Origin of the sequence: Paracoccus angustae (assembly GCF_042648745.1) — a bacterium.
Lineage (GTDB): Bacteria > Pseudomonadota > Alphaproteobacteria > Rhodobacterales > Rhodobacteraceae > Paracoccus > Paracoccus angustae.
The window spans coordinates 220730-235797 of the sequence record NZ_JBHRXY010000001.1 but is presented as its reverse complement, the minus strand read 5'-3'; the positions used below and the strand labels follow the sequence as shown (position 1 = coordinate 235797).

Sequence of the window (15068 nt, the reverse complement as noted above, 5' to 3'; positions counted from 1 at the left end):
TACGGATTATTAGTGAAATTCAACCGATAGGGGGACGCGCTATCCTGAACTGCGATTGTCTTTGCTCAACAATGGGTTGAGCCATGAAAGGATCATAGGAATGAAAGGTTCGGTTCTCTCACCTTTCCCTTTCCGAGCGGCGCAAGATCGAGCGCTGGCGGCGGACGAAGCTGAGCCCTGACGAGATGGCGCGAAGGCTCGGCCGGCATCGTTCAACGATCTCCGCAAGCTGAGGCGCAATCATTTCCACGACAGCGAAGTCCCGAAGCTCAGCGGCTACTGGTGCGTTGTTGCGCAAAGCTACTCGGATGGACGGCGGACCCGGCAGCGCAAGCTGGTGCGGGATCCCGGGCTGCGCGACCAGATCGAGCGCTGTCTGAGGTCTGGCTGGACACCTGAGCAGATCGCCGGCCGGATGCGCTACGAAGATGCCCCGCGCCGGGTCTGCCAGGAGACCATCTATCGCCATGTTCTACTCCGATGAAGGCCGCCGGGCTGAGTTGTGGCGCCACCTGCCCTCCGGGCGCCGACGTCGCCGGGGTTACCGGCTGCGCAAGCGCCCGCCGCCCAAGTTTGCGCCGGAACTCAGCATCTTGTTCCGCCCGGACGTTATCGCGCATCGCAAGCAGTTCGGACACTGGGATGCAGATCTGGTGCTGTTCCGGCAGAAGTATGGGCCTGCCAATGTCACCACCATGATCGAGCGGACCAGCCGCTTCCTGGTGGCGTTGAAGAACGCCGAGAAACGCACCAAGCCGATCATGGCCCAGATCGCCCAAGCGCTCACGCCCCTGCCCCGGCATGCCTGCCGATCGATCACCTTTGATAGCGGATCCGAATTCATTGATTGGCCGCATCTACAGGCCGAGGTGGGTACGCAGACGTGGTTCTGCGAGGCGCAATCTCCCTGGCAGAAAGGGGCCGTGGAGAATGCCAACAAGCGTCTCAGACGATGGCTCTGCCGCGACACCGATCCGAACAGCCTCTCGCAGGAAGAACTCCGTCAGCTCTGCGCAGCCCTGAATGCCACGCCGCGCAAGTGCCTCGGCTTCCGGACGCCTGCGGAGGTCTTCAAGGCCAACCTGCTCGGACGCAGCCACAGACGGGAGAAACTCTCCCGGCAACCAAAGTCGCATTGGGGCTAGCGCGTCCACCGGCCAAGCTGGTTGTTGGTCAAGGGCAAGGTGGTTGACGCGCTACACCGGGCATTGGGAATGCGCTCCGATGATGTTCCGCAAGGAAAACGGCAAGGTGAATTTCACCTCGCTGGTAGAGCGGGTCAGCCGATTCGCCGTTGCCATGCGCAATGAGGATCGCCACTCCGAGCCGATCATGGAAGCGCCTATCACGAGTCTCGCTTTCCCCTCCCCGCCGAGGTGCCCAGTCGATCACCTTGGATCGCAGTACCGAATTGTCTGCCAGACAACGGCTGATGATGGGATCGCCGCCGCGAGTTAGTTACAGGGATCGGCGGGCACCATGGCGAATGGTAATGGTCGAGAATACAGACGGCTGAGAGAGCACCTGTCCGGTTCGACGGAACCGACAGCTCTTACATATCAACACTCGAAGTTAATTTGCGCAGCGCAAATGCAAGGGCGAGCGCACCGGCGGAGGTCTTCGAGAGCAACCCGATAATATCCGAAACGGACCGGATCGGAAAAGACACGGTTTTCTGCCTTTCGGCACGACTTCGCAGTTTTCTGTCTTTCGGGAACTTTTACGGTTGATGATGCTTTTCTGGTTAGAACGCGCAATCGGGCGCGCAGAAAGGATCATCTGATGCGACTTCTGACTGCAAGTCTTTTCGGCTCCATGATTTTCGCGCTCGCAGCCTGCGGCAACACAGCTACGGAACGGGCGGCCACGGGCGGTCTGGGCGGCGCCGTTATCGCCGGGCCTGCGGGTGCCGTGGTCGGCGGCACGGTGGGAGCCGCCACGGCCAACTGAGCAGGCCCGCATCGACAAACGGCCGCGCCCCCGGCGCGGTCGTTTTTTGTTGGTCTTGCGGGGCCATCGGGCTTCCCCTACATCTGGATGGCAAAGGCGGAAGGACAGCCACATGCCCATGGAAGCTCATGACATCGAAGCCCTCATTCGCGCGGCCTTTCCAAACGCGCAGATCACCATCACGGACCTGGCCGGCGACGGTAATCACTATGCGGCCGAGGTGATCGACGAAAGCTTCCGCGGCCAGAACCGCGTTCAGCAGCAGCGCGCCGTCTATGCCGCGCTTCAGGACAAGATGGCCGGCAAGTCGGGCGCATTGCACGCCCTTGCCTTGACAACGAAGGCCCCCTGACCAAGCCCCCTGCCCCTTGGCCAGCCCTTCAGAAACAGGATAACGAAAATGACCGAAGTTGTTGATAAGATTCAAGGCCTCGTCGATGCGGCCGATGTCGTGCTGTTTATGAAGGGCACAAAGGAAATGCCGCAATGCGGATTTTCCAGCCGCGTTGCGGGTGTTCTCAACTATATGGGCGTCGATTATCGCGACGTGAACGTGCTGTCGGACGACGCTATTCGCCAGGGCATCAAGGACTTTTCGGACTGGCCCACCATTCCCCAGCTTTATGTCAAGGGCGAGTTCGTGGGCGGCTGCGATATCGTCACCGAGATGACCCTGTCGGGCGAATTGGACCAGCTGTTCGACCAGAAGGGCGTCGCCTACGACAAGGCTGCGGCTGACAAGATCCGCGAAGCCAATGCCTGAGCGGACATCGTGAAAGCGGGCCGCAGATGCGGCCCGCTTTCGTCAGAGGATGTTGTCCTCGTATTCGTCATACTCGTCCGTGTCGCGCCCTTCGCGCAGTTTCGCGGCCAGGGTAATCCCCACGGCGAATGCCCCCAAAAGCTTTGCGATGCTGGCGGCATTGGTGTTGTTGGCGCGTGCAAGCGTGTCGGTGGCATCGTCCACCTTGGAGCGCATGGTGGTGATGTTGCTCGATGTCAGCCCAACTGCCTCGGCCGCGTGGCGGGCAGCGCCGTAGACGCGGCGTTCGGTGTCGTCGGCCAGCTTGGTTGCGCGGAAGCTCGCTTCGTCCATCAGCGATGCGACCTTGTTGCCGGCCACGTCCACCATCCGTTCGGCCTCGGCCCGCGCCTTGTCGATGGCGGCGTCTTTCGCCAAGGTGATTCGCGCTTCGACTTCCTTGCGCAGATCGTCGGTGGTCGGCATGTCGTGCTGGGGTTTTTTCGATACAGCCAGCAGGACCACCGCGACCAGAACAAAGACGCCCCCGATTACCAGCGAGGCAAGCGCCGGTCCCCATCCCAGATCATGCGCCAGAAACGACCACAGCGCGGCGATCAGGAAGCCTGCGGCGACCACCAGGATGATCCCGGCGATCGCCTTCATCGCCGACCGGCGCGCCGTGTCCTTGAGAGCAAGTTGAAGGCGCTGCGCATAGTCGAACATGGGAACCTCAGCGGCGGGCCAGGATCAGACCGACAAGGAAGCCGACACCGGCCGCGATGCCAAGGGCTTGGGCGGGGTTGCGGCGAACCATCTCGGACACTTCGTCATAACGCTCGCCCGCATAGTGGGTCAGTTCGGACGCGCGTTCCTGGCCCTGCTGGTACAGCCGTTCCGCTTCGGCACGGGCCCGGCCGGCATATTCGCTGCCGGCCTCGCGCGCGCGTTCCACATAGTCCTGAGCCGTGTCGCGGGCGTTCTGGGCCAGATCGTTGCCGCGATCCTTGAGGTTGTCGGAAGCCGAATTGTTCGACAGCTTGTCGGCCGTGTCGCGGATGTCGTTGCCGACCTTGTTGGCGCCTTCGCGCAGGTCGGCCTTGGCCTGCTGGCCCGCAGCGCTGGCGTCGTTCTTCAGGTCGTTGGCGGTGGGATTGTTGGATTGAGCCATCTTGATGTCCTCCGGTGTGATTGTCACCATCAGGGGCTAAACCCCGCGAAAACATCAAGGTTCCGCAGAACGGAAGAATAAACGGCACGCAATGGCTTGGAGGATGGTACCGCCTCCCCGGCTCGAACGGGGGACCTCTAGATCCACAATCTAGCGCTCTAACCAACTGAGCTAAGGCGGCACGGATGCGTTCTGTAACGCCGGTTCGGCGCCGTTGCAAGCCTGTCTTGCCGGGAATTTTCACCCGCGATACAGAAAGCGACCATTGAACAAGGACAACGGTGATGGGCATCAACAGCCAAAGCGACATCGCGGCCAATCTGCAAATCGGTCCCACGGATCAGGGCATGGTGCGGATCTATGTCGAGGCAGAGGGGATCGACCTGCCCCTGGACTTCGACCCGGACGAGGCGGCCGAGATCGCCGAGGAACTGCTGGCCGCGGCAGAAGCAGCCCGGCAGATGGGCGGGGGTGGCGGCAAGCCTAAAAAGCCGCGGCGCTGAAGCCTTCGGGATCGGTCATGCCTTGCAGGCGCAAGGCAGAACAGCGGGCGAAATCGCGCATGACCCTGGACCGGCGCGCCCCCGCCAGGCGGGTTTCCGGGGCCATCCGCTGGACTTCCGCGCCGTAGGCATCGGCGCAGATCAGGCCGGTGTCGGGCGGCAGCAGTTCGGTCGGGAAGTCGCAATCGACCGCCCAGAAATAGCGGTCGCACCATTCCAGATAGCCCTGCCACTTGCGGTCGCCCATGAAATCGGCGCGGCAGCTTTTGCATTCGACGATCCAGAATTCGCCCTTCGGGCCCATGCTGATGACATCGACGCGCAGACCTCGGCTGGGCACGAACTCGGTCAGCACGGCATGATCCATGCTGCGCAACATGCGGGACACCCCGCGCGCCAGACGGTGGCCGGGCGTGGCGGGAAGGTTGGGATCGGGCTGGTCCATCGCCGCAACATAGAACGAATAGGAAACACCCTCAAGCCGCTTGAAACGCCGGGTTCCTGGTCCTATCTGATTGGTCAGGCGGGTTTCTGCTCTTCGCGCGCGTGGCCATTTTTCCACTGGCCTATAACTTTTCCGAGGGGGCTGGCTCTGGCGTGACCCTGGTCTCGTTACCCGGCGCCCACCTGGTAATCCAGGCTTTCGGGAAATCTCGTGCTGCCGCGGTTGCTGCGGTTCCCGCCACCCCTTTGCAACCGCCCTGCCCCGCAGCGGCGGTTTTTTTCATGGGAAAAGGGCGGCCTTGCGGGCCGCCCTTCCAGCTTGCTTCTGACCAGAGAGAGGGAAATCAGAAGCCGTAGACGACCGACACGCCCAGGGTGTTGTCCGTGCGGATCTCACGGTTTTCCTGGTATTCGGTGGTGTAGCTGACGCGGGTCGCCAGTTGGTCGGACATCTGGAAGTTGACGCCGAACTGGTTGGTGATCACGTCATCCGAATCTTCCGACGACAGGTAGTCGGTGTCGTTGGTGATGAAGACCATGTCGTTGAACCGGTGGTACAGGCGCGACGACACGATGTAGCCAAGACCGCTGTCGGACGAATCATCGACATCGACACGCTCGAGCACGCCGTCGTCGTTGGTGTCGACCAGATCGAAGCCCGACTTCTGGGCGCCGGTCTGGGTGTAGCGATAGCCGATACCGGCCTGAACGCGCCACGCGGTCTGTTCGGTGTTGATGACGCGATAGCCCGGGCCAACGCCGATGAAACCGTCACGGGCAAAGTCGCTCAGCTTCTCGTCGATCTCGTCGATCGGCTGGCCATCATAGTCCTCGTCGCCGTTGGCCAGACCGTCGATGCTGAAGCGGCCCAGGACAAAGGCGTAGAAGCGGTCGTTGAAGTAATACGCGCCATCATAGATGGTCGAAACTTCTTCCTTGTCCTTGTTGCCCTGCTCGTCCTCGCCGAATTCGATCAGCATGCCGACCGACTGCTGCCAGGGTCCGGCGTTGTTCGAGACGCGGCCCGCCAGCGAGAAATCCTGGTTCTCGTCGTTGCCGGTGCTGCCGGCATAGGTCAATGCGATCGAACCGAACAGCCCTTCGCGGCGGTCAGGATTGCCGAAGCGCGCATCGTCGTTGTCACGGTTGAAATCGTCCTGAACCGCATCCTCGACGTCGATGATACGCTCGTTGATGCCGGTGATGCCGGTCGCATCGGCACCCGCCGCGACCTCGGTCTGGGCGAAGGCCGGGGTGGAAAGGGCAGCCATCAGCGCGGCGGTGCCGGTGAGCAGCGTAATTTTTTTCATGTTTTCCTCACGAGCTGAGTTTGTTGTCCTGGGGCCTGACGGTCGCCAGAGCATCTCTGCGGAATATGAAGTAGTCCGCCCCTCCCCCGGTTCAAAGACCCGGCAAGAACGTCGTCGGCCGCCTGATAAAAGAGAAATCCGCCAGTTTTGCACTTTGCGCAAAATTCCGCTGAAACATGGGTTTGAACAAATGATTCGGAACAAAATCCCCGGTTGGCGAACTGGCTGATGTGAAACGTGAAAGTTGTATCTCATCTTCTGACTTCATGCGAAGGCGCTTGCCGCGAGTTTGCAACAAAGCCGTGATTGCCTAGATCGAAGGCATTTTCCTCAAGGCGGTTGGCAGGGGAAGTTGTTGCAGAATCGACACGCTCCCTGGCAGTTTTGCACAGGGGCGGTCGAAACCGGGTTTTCATGCGGGGCGGGGTTTCGACGTCTTGGCAACGGTCAGGGCGGGCTGGAGATCGCCTGGGACAACGGCCCTGCGTCCGGGCGATGGCGGCGTCCCGGACTGGCCCATCACGGCGATGGCGAACTGGACCCCGCCAAAGAGGATGGTGTTGAAGACGATCATCATGATCGCAGCCAGCCAGCCCACGCTGCTGTTCAGGATCAGGTGCCGCAGATGCGCCACGTCCAGCGCCAGCAGCGCCGCGACAAAGCAGCAGGACAGCGCGGCGCCGATCAGGACGCTGCGGATATAGACACGGACAATCTTGGGCATGACGCACCCCTGTTTTCCCGCCAGGCCCCAATTATAGGACAGCTGCGCGGGAACAGCGGGAAAAATCTGCGCGTCAGAACGCCTCGGGGCGCAATTCCCGGGCCACGTGGTCCAGAACCGCATTGACGAACTTCGGCTCGCGCCCTTCGGGGAAGAAGGCCTCGGCAAGGCGGACATATTCGCTGATCACGACCCTGGGGGGCGTCTGCGGGGTGACCAGTTCCGCCCCTGCCGCACGGAACAGCGCGCGCAGCACCGGGTCGATGCGGTCGATGGGCCATTTGGCGACAAGGCCGCGATCCGTGGCCTGGTCGATCCTCGATTGCCAGGTCACCGCCGCATCCACGACACGGGCGAACAGGTTTTCATCTGCGGGCAGGTACTGGCCGTCCTCGTTTTCGGCCCCAAGGCGATGGATCTCGAACTCTCGCATGACGCGTTCGGCGGACTGGCTGGCGGCCTCCATCTGGTACAGCGCCTGCACGGCATAAAAGCGCGCGCCGCTGCTGAGCGCCCGCCGATCCGCGCGTTTGTCATTCGCCTTGTCTTCGTTCGGGTTCATGGTTCCGGCCTTGCACAGAGACCGGCTGACATGGAACGAAAGCGGCCGGGCGTCAAGCCCCGCCCGCTTCGGCAAGCCGCGCGACATAGCGGGCCAGTGTGTCGATCTCAAGGTTTACCGCATCGCCGGTCGCCACATTTCCCCAGGTCGTGACCTGGCGGGTATGGGGGATCAGGTTGATGCCGAAGCGGTTCCCGTCAACCTCGTTCACGGTCAGCGAGGTGCCGTTCAGCGCCACAGAGCCCTTGGGCGCGATAAAGCGCGCCAGGGCTGGCGGCGCCTCGAAGGTCAGGCGCAGGCTGTCGCCTTCGTCGTGCATTTCGACCACGCGGGCCACGCCGTCGACATGCCCGCTGACGATATGGCCGCCCAGTTCGTCGCCGACGCGCAGCGCGCGTTCCAGGTTCAGGCGCTGTCCGACGGACCAGCCCGCCGCGCCGATGTTGGTCTTGGACAGCGTCTCGGCCGAGATGTCGACGGCGAACCAGCCCTGGTCCTTGTCGACCACGGTCAGGCACACGCCGTCGCAGGCGATCGAGGCGCCCATGTCGACCGCGCCCATGTCATAGCCGCAGCCGATCCTCGCGCGCATGTCGCCGCGCATCTCGACGGCAAGAACGGTTCCGATATCGCTGATGATGCCTGTGAACACGTGACGCCCCCTCTTTTGGCGATGACTAGGACATTGCGTTTTTTCTCGCAAGGCGCGCGCCCGTTAATCGTCGGTTAACCTTGGCTGGCGTAAACAGGCCAGGTGTTTTCCAGAGTATACCGAGTTGATCCAGGATCATCTTGCTTTCCAGCCAGGACTGAGAGTCACCGTTGACGCGCCTGCCGCGCGCACGTTCCTTTTACTGCAAGGCCCTCATGGCCCGTTCTTCGACCGGCTGGGCCGTCTGCTGCGGAACGCGGGGGCGCAGGTCTGGCGCTGCGCCTTCAACGCGGGGGACGAATTCTTCTGGTCCGACAAGAACCGCCTGCTGCGCCACCAGGGCAGCAGCGCCGAATGGCCCGCGCATCTTCTGAAGATCATCGCGGAACGCGGCATCACCGACATCGTGCTTTACGGCGACGTGCGCCCGATCCATGCCGCCGCACGGTCCGCCGCGCAGGCTCTCGACCTGAGATTGCACGTTTTCGAGGAGGGCTATCTGCGCCCCTACTGGATCAGCTACGAACGCGGCGGATCGAACGGCCATTCGGCGCTGCTGGACATCTCGCTGGCCGAGATGCGGGCCACGCTGCGCGACACCCTGTCCGAGGTGCGGCGCCCGCCGGCACGCTGGGGCGACATGCGCCACCACAAGTTCTACGGCGCCTTTTATCATTTCCTGGTTCTTGTGGCGAACCGGCGCTACCGCAAGTTCACCAGCCACCGCGCCCTGCCGATCGGGGACGAGTTCCGGCTGAACCTGCGCCGCCTTGTGCTGACGCCGTTCCATTCGCTGACGCGGGCGGTCCAATGGCAGCGGTTCCGGTTGTCGGGCAACCCTTATCTGCTGGTGCCCATGCAACTGGAACATGATTCGAGCATGCAGGGCCACTCGCCCTTCACCGAAAACCGCCAGTTCGTCGAGGAAGTCGTTGCCGAATTCGCCCGGTCGGCGCCGCGCCACCATCACCTGCTGTTCAAGGCGCACCCGCTGGAGGATGGCCGGGCGCGCAACCGCCGTTCCATCCGCGAGGCGGCGGCGCGCCACGGCGTGGCCGACCGCGTGCATTACTTCCGGGGCGGCAAGCTGGCCGACATGCTGGCCCATGCCCGCGCGGTGATCACGGTCAACTCCACCGCCGCCCAGCAGGCCTTGTGGCGCGGCCTGCCGGTCAAGGCCCTGGGCCGCGCCGTTTACTGCAAGCCGGGGCTGGTTTCGGACCAGCCGCTGCCGGACTTCCTGGTCCAGCCCCGGCAGCCCGACCAGGCCTCGTACCGGGTCTTCCGCGACTATCTGCTGCAAACCAGCCAGGTTCCCGGCGGCTTTTATTCCCGGCGTTCGCGTGCCCATGCCCTGCGGCTGGCCGCCGACCTGATCCTTGCCCCCGAGGATCCCTATCAGGCGCTGGCCGCTGGCCGTTTCCAGCGGCGGCAACAGATCGGCGAACTTCTGGACTAGGGTTCATGAAGTTGTGGTATCCGGGGGCGCGCCGGGCTACATTGCCCGCACAACCGGACAGCAAGTCCGGGCTAAAAGGCACAGGAGTTTTCGAGAGGTGACAGTGAAGCTTTCTCCTGCCCGTCCGGCAGCGGGTCTGGCCATGCGCCTTGTCGTGATCGCGGCGCTGACGCTTGTGGCGGCTTGCAGCCTGCCGCGTTCCGGCCCCAGCAAAAGCGAAATCTATTCGGGCGCCGTTGAAAAGGGCGGCAACGCGCATGTGATCTATGTGAACGAACATGTCGCGCGCGCCACCAACTTCACCCCCGCCTACGGCTTCTCGAACAGCTTTTTGCGCGCCGGGCAGGTCGGCGCGGACGAGATCCGGGCGGGCGACGTGCTGGGCCTGGCGATCTGGGAAAACGTCGATGACGGGCTGCTGACCTCGCTGGGGGCCAGTTCGACCGCCTTGCAGGAAATCCAGGTGGACAGCAGCGGCTATATCTTCGTGCCCTATGCGGGACGGGTCCAGGCCGCGGGCAACACGCCCGACCAGCTGCGCCAGATCATCACCGAACGGCTGTCCACGCAGACCCCCGACCCGCAGGTCACAGTGGCCCGCGTGGCGGGCGACGGCGCGACCGTTTCGGTCATGGGCAAGGTCACGGCGCAAGGCGTTTATCCGATCGAGCGGCCGACGCGGACGCTCTCGGCCATGCTGGCCCGCGCCGGCGGCGTGTCGATCGAGCCTGAGATCGCGGTGATCACCGTCAAGCGCGGCAACAGCACCGGAAAGGTCTGGCTGACCGATCTTTATTCCAACGCCAGCAACGACATCGCCCTGCGCCCCGGCGACGTGATCCTTGTCGAGGAAGACCAGCGCAGCTTTACCGCGCTTGGCGCCCTGGGCGGCCAGACCCGCGTTCCCCTGGGCAACGAGATGATCAACGCGGTCGAGGCCGTGGCGATGGTCGGCGGCCTGAACTCGAACCTGGCCGATCCCACGGGGGTCTTCATCCTGCGCGACGAGCCGGAACAGGTGGCGTCGCGGGTGCTGGGCAAAACGGTCTACGGCACGCAGCGCATCGCCTATGTGATGGATCTGACGCGGCCCAACGGCCTGTTTCTGGCGCGCGATTTCCTGATCCGGGACGAGGATACGGTTTACGTGACCGAGGCGCCCTATGTTCAGTGGCAAAAGCGGCTGGCTGCCCTGATCGGGCCGATCAGCACCGCGAACTCGGTGTCGAACATCACGCAGTGAGCGGCGGATGACGACTGGGCAAAAGGCCGCCGGACAACAGAACCGGCGGCTTTTCGCATACAGCCGCGGCTTCTGGCACGGCCCCCGCCTGCGCCGCATCCTGCAACTGTCGGGATGGGATCTGCGCCTCGGGCTGCCCGGGCCGGGGGATGCCGTGGGCGTCTGGGGCGCCAGCCCCACGGCTTGGCGCGGCCGGGCCATCGCCTCGCGCCGCGGCGCGGGGCTGGTCACGGTCGAGGATGCCTTTCTGCGCTCCGTTCTTCCCGGCCGCGCCAGGGGGCGCATCGCCCGGCGCGGTCCGTTGGGGCTGCTGATCGACCCCTTCGGCCTGCATTTCGACCCGTCCCGCCCTTCGCTGATCGAACGGCTTGTCGCCCAGGGCGCGACGGCCGGCCATGAGCAGCGCGCCCGCGAGGGGATCGCGCGGCTGCGGGCGCTGGATCTGTCGAAATACAACGCTCACCGGCCCGATCTTCCCGGTCCCGATCCCGGCTATGTCATGGTGATCGACCAGACACGGGGCGACGCCTCGCTGATGGGCGCAGGACGGGATCGGTTCCTGGCCATGCTGGACGCGGCGCGGCGCGAGCATCCCGGCCGTCCCATCCTTCTGCGCAGCCACCCCGAGACGATCCGGGGCCTGCGTCCCGGCCATCTTGGCGCGGACGATCTGCGGCCCGGGGACATCCTTTGCGACGGGGAAGTCTCGCCCTGGCGGCTGCTGGAAAACGCCCATGCCGTTTATGCGGTCAGCTCTCAGCTGGGGTACGAGGCGGTCCTGGCGGGCCACAGGCCGCGCCTGTTCGGCCAGCCCTTTTATGCCGGCTGGGGCCTGTCGCAGGACGAAATCCCCTTGCCGCCGGGCCGACGCGGCCCCGCGTCGGCGGGGGCGCTGTTTGCCGCCAGCCACCTTCTGGCGCCGGTCTGGTATGATCCTTGCCGCGACCGGCTGACCGGTTTCGACGGCGCCGTCGATCAGTTGGAAGCCGAGGCCAGGGCCTTCCGCCAGGACCGCGACGGCCATCTGGCCTATGGGATGCGGCTGTGGAAGCGCCCCTTCATCGCGCGCGCCTTCGGCGATGGGCGGGGCGTGCGGTTCACCGACAGGCCCTCGGCCCACGTCACGCTGGCCTGGGCGGGCAAGGCGGACCGGCTTCCGGGGGCGATCCGGGTCGAGGACGGCTTTCTACGGTCCCGGGGGCTTGGCGCCGAACTGACGCCCCCCTTGTCGCTGATCGCGGACGATCTGGGCATTTATTTCGACCCAGGCCGCGAAAGCCGGTTGGAGCGGCTGATCGGCGAAGGCCCCCCGCCGGGCGGCGCGGCGCGGGCGGCCCGTCTGATCGCGGCGATCCGGGATGCGGGCCTGTCCAAATACAACCTGCCGGACCAGGGTTACCGCCCCCCTTTGGCGGCGCGCAGGCGCATCCTGGTTCCCGGCCAGGTCGAGAACGACGCCTCGATCCGCCTTGGCGCGGGGGCCGAGCGCACCAACCTGGACCTGCTGCGCCGCGTCCGCCGCGACAATCCCGATGCCTGCCTGATCTACAAGCCCCATCCCGATGTCGAGGCGGGCCTGCGCCCCGGCGCAATTCCCGTCCCGGACTTGCGCGGGCTTGCCGACGAGGTGGCCGCCGCCGCCGACCCCGTCGCGCTGCTGGCGCATGTCGACGAGGTCTGGACCATCACATCGACCCTGGGGTTCGAGGCCCTGCTGCGCGGCGTTCCGGTCACGGTGCTGGGCGCGCCCTTCTATGCAGGCTGGGGGCTGACCCGCGACCTGGGACCGATCCCGCCGCGCCGCCAGGCGCGCCCGGATCCTGCGGCGCTGGTTCACGCCTGCCTGATCGCCTATCCGCGCTACCGCGACCCGGTCAGCGGCCTGCCCTGCCCGGTCGAGGTCGCGGCGGACCGGCTGAAGGACGGCATCGGCCCGCGTGCCCCGATGCTGCGCCTGCTGGCCAAGGTCCAGGGCCGCCTGGCCGGGCAAAGCTGGCTTTGGCGGCGGTAGCGGCCGCAAAAAGGAAAATCGTCGCGCCTGTGGCATTCCTGCCGAACACCGGCATCCGGGCACATGACATCATTGGTCCGTCCTGGGACGGAACGGCACCTGCATGGAACACCGTTCTTCCGGGAAAGCCCCCCCGGATCAGCCGGGTTCCTTGGCAAGCAGGGGGTCCGTTGCTAACTGTGACGCGCAAACAGGAAGGCCGCCCATGTCGCTTGTGATCTCGCACCTTGCCCGGCGCTTCGGCGCGACCCCCGTCCTGCGCGGGATTGATCTCGAGGTGCGGCAGGGCGAACTGGTCGCGCTTCTGGGCCCCTCTGGCTCGGGCAAGACCACGCTGCTGCGGATCATCGCGGGGCTGGACTGGCCGGACGCGGGCGGGCTGTCCTTCGACGGCGCCGACTGGCTGGCGAAATCGGCGGCAGAACGGCGGATCGGCTTTGTTTTCCAGCATTATGCGCTGTTTCCGCACATGAGCGTGCGCGACAACATCGCCTTCGGCCTGACGGTCCTGCCCCGCGCCCAGCGGCCCGGAAAGGCGCAGATCGCGGCCACGGTGGACGGGCTGCTGCGGTTTTTGCAGATCGACGGCCTGGCCGACCGCTATCCCGCCGAACTCTCGGGCGGGCAGCGCCAGCGCGTGGCCCTGGGCCGCGCCATGGCCACCGGGCCGCGCGTGCTGCTGCTCGACGAACCTTTCGGCGCCCTCGACGCCCAGGTCCGCCGCGACCTGCGCCGCTGGCTGCGCGGCGTCCATGACAGCGCGGGCACGACCACCATCTTCGTGACCCACGACCAGGAGGAAGCCTTCGAGCTGGCCGACCGTGTGGTCGTCATGAACGGCGGCGTCATCGAACAGATCGGTCGCCCGGACGAGATCTATGACCACCCCGCCACGCCTTTTGTCGCGCGCTTCCTGGGCCTGACGGTCGAACTGCCCGTGACCATGCGCGCGGGCCGGGCGCAGGCCGCGGGCCTGGACCTGACCGCCTTGCCCCGCCGCGCCCTTCCCGATGGTCCCGCAACCCTGTTCCTGCGCCCCGCCGACATCGAAGTCCTGCCCGATACTGCCGCGCCCTTTCGCGTGACCGAGGCCGCATCCACCGGCGCGCTGCTGCGGATCGTGGCGGAAAGCGGCACCGGCTGCCGGATCGAGGCAGAGTTGCCGCGCCGCGATGCCCGCGGCCTGTCGGTCGGCCAGCCCGTCGGGCTTCGCATCGTGGCGGGCCAGATCTTTCCCGGCGGCGGGGCATCCGCTGCCGCGCCCGCCGAACCGTCCAGAACCCTGAAGGAGGCCCTTTCGTGAAGACCCGCCTGACCACCGCCCTCGCCCTTGTGCTGGGCCTCGCCTCGCCCGTGGCCGCGCAGGACGCGATTCTGAACGTGTCCTATGATATCGCACGCGAGCTGTTTGCCGAACTGAACCCGGTCTTTGCCGAAAAGTGGCAGGCGGAAACCGGCCGGACCGTCACCATCGACCAGTCGCATGGCGGATCGTCTAAACAGGCCCGCGCCATCCTGGAAGGGTTGCCCGCCGATGTCGTGACCTTCAACCAGGTGACGGACATCGACGTGCTGGCCGAAGGCGGCCTGGTCAGCGAGAACTGGCGCGAGGCGTTCCCCAACCAGGCGTCGCCCTATTACTCGCTGCCGGCCTTTCTGGTGCGCGAGGGGAACCCGAAGGGGATCGACGATTGGGACGACCTGACGCAAGAGGGCGTGCAGGTGATCTTCCCCAACCCCAAGACCAGCGGCAATGCGCGCTACACCTATCTGGCGGCCTATGCCTATGCGCTGGACAAGAACGGCGGCGATCATGCGGCGGCGCAGGACTTCGTGAGGAAGATCTTCGCCAATGTCCCGGTTTTCGACCAGGGCGGGCGCGCGGCCACGGCGACCTTCGCGGAACGCGGCATCGGCGACGTGCTGATCACCTTCGAGGCCGAGACCGGCGGCATCGCCCGGCAATACGCCGACGCCAAGCTGGAACGGGTCACGCCGTCCCTGTCGATCCTGGCGGAATTCCCGGTTGCCGTCGTGACCGAGAATGCCGAGGACAAGGGCACCGAGGAAGTTTCCAAGGCCTATCTGGACTTTCTTTATTCGCCCGACGCGCAGCGGATCCTGGCCCGGAACTTCAACCGCGTGCATGACGAGACGATCACCGCCGAATTCGCCGCGAACTTCCCCGAGGTGAAGCTGGTCACGGTCGAGGATGTGTTCGGCGGTTGGGACAGGGTCCAGCAGGAACACTTTGCCGAAGGCGGGATCCTCGATTCCGTGTTCGTGAACCAATGAGC

16 protein-coding genes, 1 tRNA gene and 2 pseudogenes are annotated in these 15068 nt (G+C 65.0%); 11 read left to right on the top strand and 8 right to left on the bottom strand.

Annotation, left to right across the window (positions count from 1 at the left end; all coding sequences use genetic code 11):
* Window positions 1-113: 113 nt before the first annotated feature.
* The 5 genes and pseudogenes from ACFOM8_RS01120 to grxD all read left to right on the top strand — a co-directional run.
* Window positions 114-1145: pseudogene (locus ACFOM8_RS01120) on the top strand (IS30 family transposase); the annotation flags it as partial.
* Window positions 1146-1203: 58 nt separating this feature from the next.
* Window positions 1204-1730 (top strand): annotated as a pseudogene (locus tag ACFOM8_RS23090) (hypothetical protein); the annotation flags it as partial.
* Window positions 1731-1782: 52 nt separating this feature from the next.
* Complete coding sequence (locus ACFOM8_RS01110; RefSeq protein WP_207099467.1) at window positions 1783-1950, top strand: hypothetical protein; 168 nt, start codon at window positions 1783-1785, stop codon at window positions 1948-1950.
* Window positions 1951-2062: 112 nt separating this feature from the next.
* Complete coding sequence (locus ACFOM8_RS01105; RefSeq protein ID WP_268942263.1) at window positions 2063-2302, top strand: BolA family transcriptional regulator; 240 nt, start codon at window positions 2063-2065, stop codon at window positions 2300-2302.
* 48 nt (window positions 2303-2350) lie between these two features.
* The gene (grxD, locus tag ACFOM8_RS01100) at window positions 2351-2713 is read left to right on the top strand and encodes a Grx4 family monothiol glutaredoxin (RefSeq protein WP_377758501.1); all 363 of its coding nucleotides are present in this window, start codon (window positions 2351-2353) and stop codon (window positions 2711-2713) included.
* Between the two features lie 42 nt (window positions 2714-2755).
* Here the strand turns inward: grxD and ACFOM8_RS01095 are convergent, their stop codons facing one another.
* The 3 genes from ACFOM8_RS01095 to ACFOM8_RS01085 form a co-directional block, all read right to left on the bottom strand.
* Window positions 2756-3418: a phage holin family protein gene (locus ACFOM8_RS01095; protein ID WP_377758499.1), complete on the bottom strand. Its 663-nt coding sequence runs from the start codon at window positions 3416-3418 to the stop codon at window positions 2756-2758.
* Between the two features lie 7 nt (window positions 3419-3425).
* The gene (locus tag ACFOM8_RS01090; protein WP_377758497.1) at window positions 3426-3863 is read right to left on the bottom strand and encodes a DUF883 family protein; all 438 of its coding nucleotides are present in this window, start codon (window positions 3861-3863) and stop codon (window positions 3426-3428) included.
* A 104-nt stretch (window positions 3864-3967) separates the two neighbouring features.
* Window positions 3968-4044 (bottom strand) — tRNA-His (locus ACFOM8_RS01085).
* Window positions 4045-4147: 103 nt separating this feature from the next.
* On the opposite strand from ACFOM8_RS01085, the gene ACFOM8_RS01080 reads away from it, so the two are divergent.
* Window positions 4148-4366 (top strand): DUF6324 family protein, encoded by a 219-nt coding sequence (locus ACFOM8_RS01080; RefSeq protein WP_377758495.1) that lies wholly within the window; start codon window positions 4148-4150, stop codon window positions 4364-4366.
* On the opposite strand, the gene ACFOM8_RS01075 is transcribed toward ACFOM8_RS01080, so the two are convergent.
* From ACFOM8_RS01075 to ACFOM8_RS01055, 5 genes are all read right to left on the bottom strand, one after another.
* A complete protein-coding gene (locus ACFOM8_RS01075) occupies window positions 4347-4811 on the bottom strand; it encodes an MmcB family DNA repair protein (RefSeq protein ID WP_377758493.1) in 465 nt (154 codons plus the stop codon). The two genes, ACFOM8_RS01080 and ACFOM8_RS01075, sit on opposite strands and share 20 nt — an antisense overlap.
* Before the next feature lie 343 nt (window positions 4812-5154).
* Window positions 5155-6120 (bottom strand): DUF481 domain-containing protein, encoded by a 966-nt coding sequence (locus tag ACFOM8_RS01070; protein WP_377758491.1) that lies wholly within the window; start codon window positions 6118-6120, stop codon window positions 5155-5157.
* Window positions 6121-6532: 412 nt separating this feature from the next.
* Complete coding sequence (locus ACFOM8_RS01065) at window positions 6533-6844, bottom strand: hypothetical protein (RefSeq protein WP_377758489.1); 312 nt, start codon at window positions 6842-6844, stop codon at window positions 6533-6535.
* Window positions 6845-6917: 73 nt separating this feature from the next.
* The gene (nusB, locus tag ACFOM8_RS01060; RefSeq protein WP_377758488.1) at window positions 6918-7406 is read right to left on the bottom strand and encodes a transcription antitermination factor NusB; all 489 of its coding nucleotides are present in this window, start codon (window positions 7404-7406) and stop codon (window positions 6918-6920) included.
* 52 nt (window positions 7407-7458) lie between these two features.
* The gene (locus ACFOM8_RS01055) at window positions 7459-8058 is read right to left on the bottom strand and encodes a riboflavin synthase (RefSeq protein WP_377758486.1); all 600 of its coding nucleotides are present in this window, start codon (window positions 8056-8058) and stop codon (window positions 7459-7461) included.
* Window positions 8059-8185: 127 nt separating this feature from the next.
* Between ACFOM8_RS01055 and ACFOM8_RS01050 the strand changes: the two genes are divergently transcribed.
* From ACFOM8_RS01050 to ACFOM8_RS01030, 5 genes are all read left to right on the top strand, one after another.
* Window positions 8186-9517: a capsule biosynthesis protein gene (locus ACFOM8_RS01050; RefSeq protein WP_377759162.1), complete on the top strand. Its 1332-nt coding sequence runs from the start codon at window positions 8186-8188 to the stop codon at window positions 9515-9517.
* 142 nt (window positions 9518-9659) lie between these two features.
* A complete protein-coding gene (locus tag ACFOM8_RS01045; RefSeq protein ID WP_377759160.1) occupies window positions 9660-10760 on the top strand; it encodes a polysaccharide biosynthesis/export family protein in 1101 nt (366 codons plus the stop codon).
* Between the two features lie 7 nt (window positions 10761-10767).
* Complete coding sequence (locus ACFOM8_RS01040; protein WP_377758485.1) at window positions 10768-12771, top strand: capsular polysaccharide biosynthesis protein; 2004 nt, start codon at window positions 10768-10770, stop codon at window positions 12769-12771.
* Window positions 12772-12976: 205 nt separating this feature from the next.
* Window positions 12977-14074: a sulfate/molybdate ABC transporter ATP-binding protein gene (locus ACFOM8_RS01035; RefSeq protein ID WP_377758483.1), complete on the top strand. Its 1098-nt coding sequence runs from the start codon at window positions 12977-12979 to the stop codon at window positions 14072-14074.
* Complete coding sequence (locus ACFOM8_RS01030) at window positions 14071-15066, top strand: sulfate ABC transporter substrate-binding protein (protein ID WP_377758482.1); 996 nt, start codon at window positions 14071-14073, stop codon at window positions 15064-15066. Before ACFOM8_RS01035 ends, ACFOM8_RS01030 begins: the two co-directional genes overlap by 4 nt.
* Window positions 15067-15068 lie beyond the last annotated feature (2 nt).

What these genes read in the sequence shown, in the direction of transcription:
- ACFOM8_RS01110 (WP_207099467.1), top strand. Translation starts at nt 1,783, where the DNA reads ATGCGACTTCTGACTGCAAGTCTTTTCGGCTCCATGATTTTCGCGCTC.
- ACFOM8_RS01105 (WP_268942263.1), top strand. Translation starts at nt 2,063, where the DNA reads ATGCCCATGGAAGCTCATGACATCGAAGCCCTCATTCGCGCGGCCTTT.
- grxD (WP_377758501.1), top strand. Translation starts at nt 2,351, where the DNA reads ATGACCGAAGTTGTTGATAAGATTCAAGGCCTCGTCGATGCGGCCGAT.
- ACFOM8_RS01095 (WP_377758499.1), bottom strand. Translation starts at nt 3,418, where the DNA reads ATGTTCGACTATGCGCAGCGCCTTCAACTTGCTCTCAAGGACACGGCG.
- ACFOM8_RS01090 (WP_377758497.1), bottom strand. Translation starts at nt 3,863, where the DNA reads ATGGCTCAATCCAACAATCCCACCGCCAACGACCTGAAGAACGACGCC.
- ACFOM8_RS01080 (WP_377758495.1), top strand. Translation starts at nt 4,148, where the DNA reads ATGGGCATCAACAGCCAAAGCGACATCGCGGCCAATCTGCAAATCGGT.
- ACFOM8_RS01075 (WP_377758493.1), bottom strand. Translation starts at nt 4,811, where the DNA reads ATGGACCAGCCCGATCCCAACCTTCCCGCCACGCCCGGCCACCGTCTG.
- ACFOM8_RS01070 (WP_377758491.1), bottom strand. Translation starts at nt 6,120, where the DNA reads ATGAAAAAAATTACGCTGCTCACCGGCACCGCCGCGCTGATGGCTGCC.
- ACFOM8_RS01065 (WP_377758489.1), bottom strand. Translation starts at nt 6,844, where the DNA reads ATGCCCAAGATTGTCCGTGTCTATATCCGCAGCGTCCTGATCGGCGCC.
- nusB (WP_377758488.1), bottom strand. Translation starts at nt 7,406, where the DNA reads ATGAACCCGAACGAAGACAAGGCGAATGACAAACGCGCGGATCGGCGG.
- ACFOM8_RS01045 (WP_377759160.1), top strand. Translation starts at nt 9,660, where the DNA reads ATGCGCCTTGTCGTGATCGCGGCGCTGACGCTTGTGGCGGCTTGCAGC.
- ACFOM8_RS01040 (WP_377758485.1), top strand. Translation starts at nt 10,768, where the DNA reads ATGACGACTGGGCAAAAGGCCGCCGGACAACAGAACCGGCGGCTTTTC.
- ACFOM8_RS01035 (WP_377758483.1), top strand. Translation starts at nt 12,977, where the DNA reads ATGTCGCTTGTGATCTCGCACCTTGCCCGGCGCTTCGGCGCGACCCCC.